The following is a 3390-nucleotide window of genomic DNA, read 5'->3' as shown; positions in this document are numbered from 1 at the left end:
CGACGGCGGTCAGGCCGGCCTCGGTCAGCAGGCCGGCCGCCGGGGCCACCGCCGCGCACAGCGCGCCGCCGAGCAGCGGGCCGAGGACGAAGGTCAGTTCGTCCGTCACCGACTCGAAGGCGAAGGCCGTGGACAGCGTTTCCGGGTGTGCGTCCCGCAGGGCGTGGATCCAGCGGGCCCGGACCATCGCGCCGATCTGCGGCAGCGTGGCCCCGGCCAGTCCGGCCGCGGCGAAGAGCAGCGGGTGCGGCGCGTGCCCGAGTGCCAGCGCCACCAGGGCGAGCACGGCGGCGCCGTGCAGCGCCAGGCAGGGCACCAGGACGGCGGCCTGCCCCTGGCGGTCGGCCCAGCGGCCGGTCAGCGGGGCACCGACGACCTGGGTGATCGAGGCCACGGCCGCGACCGCGCCGGCCGTCGCGTAGGAGCCGGTGGTGTCGTGGACCAGCAGCACGGTGCCCAGGCCGAGCATGGCGTAGGGGAGCCGGGCGGCGAAGGCGGGGAGGAGGAAGCGGTGCGCGCCCGGGGTGCGGAGCAGCGCGGCGTAGCCGGTCGAGCGGGCCGGGGTGGCCATGGAGCGGGGTCTTCCTGCTGCCTGGTAGCGCACGGGGAGCAGGAGATGCGGGCCCCGGGCGCCGAGGGTCGTCCTCTGCGCGTCGACCGGGGTAGATACCGCCGCCCTGCGGAGGCGGCGGCCGCCGAGCGGTCTAGCCGACTCTGCGTCAGGCAGATGTAGCTGGTTCTCGGTGTGCGTCCGTCAGTGTAGCGGGCGGAGGGTGCCTGCGGCTGTGACCCGCGCCGCACGAGGGGTACGGAGGGTGCGGTTAATGCGGTGCGCGCAGGCGCCGGGGTGGCTACGATCGGTCCGTCGTCGCGCGCCGTGGCGGTCATCTCGCGTGCGCGCCTTGCCAGTTGGCCCTCGAATGTCGTGAAGGGAGTCGGGACATGCGCCGCACCACTGCCGCCGTGGCCGGCTCCCGGGTCCGTTCCGAGGTGATCCTGGTGTCTTCGGCCGTCCGGTGCCCGCTGCGCGCCCGGCACCGGAAGCCCGTCGCTCAGGGCTGAGCTCCGCCGCCCGACTCCCCGTCACGCCGACCTCGGCGCACACGCGGAGGAGTGCGCCGCGTCGTGCTCGCACGCCCCGCCGGGTCATCGCGCTGTCCTGTCCGGGAACACCCGAAAGGCCAACGGCCGTGCGTACCCACCTGATCCGCCCGCTCCCTCCGCAGTCCGCCGCCCCGGCGCCCGGCCACGTCCGCAACCTGGGCCTCCTCGCCCACGTGGACGCCGGCAAGACCACCGTCACCGAGCGGATCCTCTACCTCACCGGCGCCACCTACAAGCGCGGCGAGGTCCACGATGGCACCACCGTCACCGACTTCGACCCGCAGGAGCGCGAGCGGGGCATCACCATCTACGCCGCGGCGGTCAGCTGCGACTGGAAGGGCCACCGGATCAACCTCATCGACACGCCCGGCCACGTCGACTTCGCCGACGAGGTCGAGCGCTCGCTGCGCGTACTCGACGGCGCGGTGGCGGTCTTCGACGCCGTCGCGGGCGTGGAGCCGCAGAGCGAGTCGGTGTGGCGTCAGGCGGAGCGGCACGGCGTCCCGCGGATCGCGTTCGTCAACAAGATGGACCGCGCAGGCGCCGACCTGGACAGGACCGTCGCGTCGCTGCGGGACGAACTGCACACCGTCCCGCTGGTGGTACAGCTGCCGATCGGGCGGGAGGACGGCTTCACCGGCGTCGTCGACCTGCTCCGGCTGCGGGCGCTGACCTGGCCGCAGCGGGACGGCGGCGCGGTTCAGGACGGCCCGGTGCCGGGCGAGTTGGCGGGGCAGGCGCTGGAACGGCGCAGGCTGCTCGAGGAGGCGGTGGCGGAGCTGCACCCGCTCGCGCTGGAGGAGTTCTGCGCGGAGGGCGCGGTCTCGGCCGCCACCTTGGCAACCGCCCTGCGGGAACTGACCCTTGAGGGCGCGGCTACGGTGGTGCTGTGCGGTTCGGCGTACCGGAACCGGGGCGTCGAGCCGCTGCTGGACGCGGTGCTCGCGTACCTTCCCGCGCCCGCGGACGTCCCGCCGGTGCGCGGGACGGGACCGGACGGGTCGGTGCAGGAGCGCGCGCCCACGGCCGAAGGCCCGCTCGCAGCGCTCGCGTTCAAGGTCACCGCGACCGGGACCGGCCGACTCACGTCGGTCCGGCTCTACTCGGGCACGCTGCGCAAGGGTGACGCTCTCCTGGACGCCGGGACCGGCAACGTCGAGCGCGTCGGCCGGATCCTGCATGTGCAGGCCGGACGGCACACCGACGCGGACCTGGCGGTGGCCGGGGACATCGTCGCGCTGGTGGGCCTCAAGGGCGTGCGCGCCGGGGCGACCCTGTGCACACCCGGCGCTGCGCTGGTGCTGGAGCCGCCGAGCACGGCCGAGCCGGTCGTGTCGGTGGCCGTCGAGGCGCTGCGCGGCACCGACACCGACCGGCTGACGTCGGCGCTGGCGCGGCTGGCCGAGGAGGACCCCTCCCTGGCCGTCCGCACCGACCCGGAGACCGGCCAGACGCTGCTGTCCGGGATGGGCGAACTGCACCTGGAGGTGGCGGTGGAGCGCCTGCGGCAGGCCTACGGCCCGCTCGCTCTCAAAGTCGGCCGCCCGCAGGTGGCCTACCGGGAGACGGTGGTCCGCGGCGTCACCGGCTTCGTGAACCGGCATGTCCAACAGAACGGAGGGGCAGGCCAGTTCGCGCACATCGTGCTGGATGTCGCGCCCCTGGGCGAGGTCGGGGCGGAGGTCGCGGCGACGGGGCTCGTCTTCGACTCGACGGTCGTGGGCGGGCGGGTCCCGCAGGAGTTCGTGCGCGCGGTGGAGGCCGGGTGCCGGGACGCCCTCACCGAGGGACCCCTCGGCGGACACCCGGTCACGGGGCTCCGCGTCACCCTGACGGACGGGGCCACGCACGCCAAGGACTCCTCGGAGCCGGCCTTCCGCGCCGCCGGGCGCAACGGCCTGCGCGCGGCGCTGCGGGCCTGCCTGCTCCAACTGCTGGAGCCGGTCGTGGAGTTGACGGCCACCGTGCCGGAGGAGTCCCTCGGCGGGGTGCTCGGCGACCTGGCCGCGCGCCGGAGCCGGGTCACCGGTTCCACGACGCACGGCGGCACGGCGGTGGTGACGGCGGTGGTGCCGCTGGCGGAGGTGTTCGGCTACGCGACCCGGCTGCGCAGCCGCACGCAGGGCCGGGGCTCCTTCACCGCGCGGCCGTGCGGCTACGCGCCCGCGCCGGAGGGCAAGGGGCGGCGGCGCTAGGCGCCCGCGGCGGCTGGATGCCCTGGCGGGGTTGGATGCCCTGGGGGCCCGCGGGTCTCCCGCCACGCCGACGGGTGGTGGCGTGGCGGGG

Annotated in this window: 2 protein-coding genes; one reads left to right on the top strand and one right to left on the bottom strand. The window is 75.5% G+C overall.

The annotated features are described in order from the left end of the window. Window positions 1-571, bottom strand: a 571-nt coding sequence (locus ACFP3V_RS30255; RefSeq protein WP_380590498.1) for an MFS transporter, incomplete at its 3' end; no start/stop codon positions are given. A 619-nt stretch (window positions 572-1190) separates the two neighbouring features. On the opposite strand from ACFP3V_RS30255, the gene fusA reads away from it, so the two are divergent. Continuing rightward, window positions 1191-3299, top strand: coding sequence for an elongation factor G (gene fusA / locus ACFP3V_RS30250; RefSeq protein WP_380590495.1), 2109 nt, complete (start codon window positions 1191-1193; stop codon window positions 3297-3299). Window positions 3300-3390: the final 91 nt, after the last annotated feature.

The sequence above is a fragment of the Streptacidiphilus monticola genome (genome assembly GCF_042658505.1).
GTDB classification, from domain to species: domain Bacteria; phylum Actinomycetota; class Actinomycetes; order Streptomycetales; family Streptomycetaceae; genus Streptacidiphilus; species Streptacidiphilus monticola.
This window is presented reverse-complemented; position numbering and strand designations above follow the sequence as displayed.